The sequence below is a fragment of the Kitasatospora sp. NPDC093806 genome (assembly GCF_040683335.1).
Taxonomy (GTDB): Bacteria; Actinomycetota; Actinomycetes; order Streptomycetales; family Streptomycetaceae; genus Kitasatospora.
This window is the reverse complement of sequence record NZ_JBFBDO010000243.1, coordinates 1-2,614: the sequence shown is the minus strand read 5'-3', so window position 1 is coordinate 2,614 and position 2,614 is coordinate 1. Positions and strand designations below refer to the sequence as shown.

Here is a 2,614-nt window from a genome sequence, read left to right as displayed (position 1 = left end):
GGCCGCGCTGCCGTCGGGGTTGTTCATGCCGTGGACGCCGCTGCGCATCGCCTGGAGGTAGCGGGCGGGGTTCTTGCGGGCGGGGCCGGGCGAGGCCGCGCAGGACGGGGGCGAGCCGGTCGGCGGGGACGGCGGCCGGGTCGAGCCGGGCGGCCGCGAGGACGGGGTGGGGGCCGGTGAGGGCGGCGTCGAAGAGGGCGAGGGCCTGTTCGTTGCTCATCGGGGCGAGTCCGGTGGCGGCAAGGCGTTCGGTCTCGGCGGCGCTGAGGCCGGCCGCCATGCCGCCGGCGGCCTCCGCCCAGTGGCCCCAGGCGAGCGAGACGGCGGGCAGGCCGCGGACCGCGCGGTGCTGGGCGAGGGCGTCCAACTCGGCGTTGGCGGCGGCGTAGTTGGCCTGGCCGGGGTTGCCGAGCAGGCCGACGGCGGAGGAGAACAGGACGAAGGCGGCGAGGTCGAGGTGGGCGGTGGCGTGGTGCAGGTGCCGGGCGCCGTCGGCCTTGGGGCGGCGGACGGTGCGCAGCCGTTCGGGGGTGAGGGAGCCGAGCAGGGCGTCGTCGAGGACGCCGGCGGTGTGCACGACGGCGGTCAGCGGGTGGTCGGCGGGGACGGCGGCGATCAGGGCCGCGACGGCGTCCGGGTCGCCGAGGTCGCAGCTGCGGATCGTCACCTCGGCGCCGGCTTCCGCGAGTTCGGCGGTGAGGGCGGCGGCTCCGGGGGCGTCCGGGCCCTGGCGGCCGGCGAGCAGCAGGTGCCGGACGCCGTGCCGGGCGACCAGGCGATGGGCGACCAGGCGGCCGAGTGCCCCGGTTCCGCCGGTGACCAGGACGGTGCCGTCGGGGGCGAGCGCGGTCGGCAGGGTGAGGGCGAGTTTGCCGGTGTGCCGGGCCTGGCTGAGCCGACGCAGGGCCTGCGGGGCCTGCCGGACGTCCTGGGCGTGCACGGGCAGGGGGTGCAGGGCGCCGGTGGCGAAGAGGGCGGCGAGTTCGGTGAGGAGGGCGGCGATCCGGTCGGGGTCGACGTCGAACAGGTCGAAGGCGAGGTAGGCGGCGCCGTCGTGGTCGGCGGCGACGGTGGCCGGGTCGCGCTGGTCGGTCTTGCCCATCTCGACGAACCGGCCGCCGGGGGCGAGCAGGCGCAGCGAGGCGTCGGTGTACTCGTGGGCGAGGGCGTTGAGGACGACGTCGACGCCCCGGCCGCCGGTGGCGGTGCGGAAGGACTGTTCGAAGTCGAGGGTGCGGCTGGAGGCGACCCGGTCGCCGACCAGGCCGAGGCCGCGCAGCACGTCCCACTTGCCGGGGCTGGCGGTGGCGAGCACCACCGCGCCCGCGTGGTGGGCGAGTTGGACGGCGGCCTGGCCGACGCCGCCGGTCGCGGCGTGCACCAGGACGGTCTCGCCGGGCTTGAGGCGGGCCAGGCCGTGCAGGCCGTGGTGAGCGGTGAGGAAGGCGACCGGGGCGGTGGCGGCCTGGGTCCAGCTCCAGCCGTCGGGGACGGGGGTGAGCAGCCGGTGGTCGGTGACGGCGACCGGGCCGAGGGTGCCCTGGACGAGTCCCATCACCCGGTCGCCGGGCTTGACCCGGGTGACGCCGGGGCCGGTCTCCAGGACGGTGCCCGCGCCTTCGGCGCCGATCCGGGCGCCGCCGGGGTAGAGGCCGAGGGTGATCAGCACGTCGCGGAAGTTGAGGCCGGCGGCGCGCAGGGCGAGTCGTACCTCGCCTTCGGCCAGCGGGCGTCGGGCTTCGGGGGCGGGCAGCAGGGCGAGGGAGTCCAGGCTGCCGGGGCGCGCGGTGTCGAGCCGCCAGGCGGGGGCGGTGCCGGGGTCGAGCAGTTCGCCGGGGCGCGGCCTGGTCAGCCTCGGGACGGTGATCTCCCCGGCGCGCAGGGCGAGTTGGGTTTCACCGGCGGCGAGGGCGGCGGCGAGCGCGGTGGGAAGGGCGGAGCGGCTGGCGGCGGTCGCGTCGGTGTCCAGCAGGACGAGGCGGTCGGGGTGTTCGGTCTGGGCGGTGCGGACCAGGCCCCAGACGGCGCCGGCCGCCGGGTCGGGGACGTCCTCGCCGGGGTGGGTGGCGACGGCGTGGGCGGTGACCAGCACCAGCACGCCGGTCGGCGTGCCCATCCGCCGCTCGTCCAGCCAGGTGTGCAGCAGGGCGAGCGCCTGTTCGGCGGTGCGGACGGGGGCGAGCACGGTCTGTCCGGGGGCCGCGTCGGCGAGGGAGGCGAGCAGCGGGCGGCCGTCGGCGAGCGCGTCAGTGCCGGAGGTGCCCGCCGGGTCGGCGAGGACGGCCCAGCCGTCGGCCGGGGGCGGGGTGTCGTCGGTGGCGAGCGGCTGCCAGTCGAGCCGGTGGAGCCCGTCCGGGCCGGTGGCGGCCGGGACGCGCAGGGTGAGGGCGCCGACCGTGGCGACCGGCAGGCCCGCCGGGTCGGTCAGCTCCAGGGCGACGGTGTCGGCCCCGGCCGGGGTGATCCGGGCCCGCAGCGCGGCGGCGCCGGTGCGGTGCACGGTGACGTCCCGCCAGGAGAACGGCAGGACGGTCCGCTCGGCGTCCAGCACGACGGCGTGCAGGGCGGCGTCGAGCAGGGCCGGGTGGAGCGCGTAGGCGTCGGCGTCGGCGGC

1 protein-coding gene is annotated in these 2,614 nt (G+C 78.3%); it reads right to left on the bottom strand.

The features are described from left to right. Window positions 1-2,614 (bottom strand): SDR family NAD(P)-dependent oxidoreductase (locus tag AB0N76_RS39650; protein WP_363565718.1); only part of this gene is annotated, 2,614 nt, incomplete at both ends.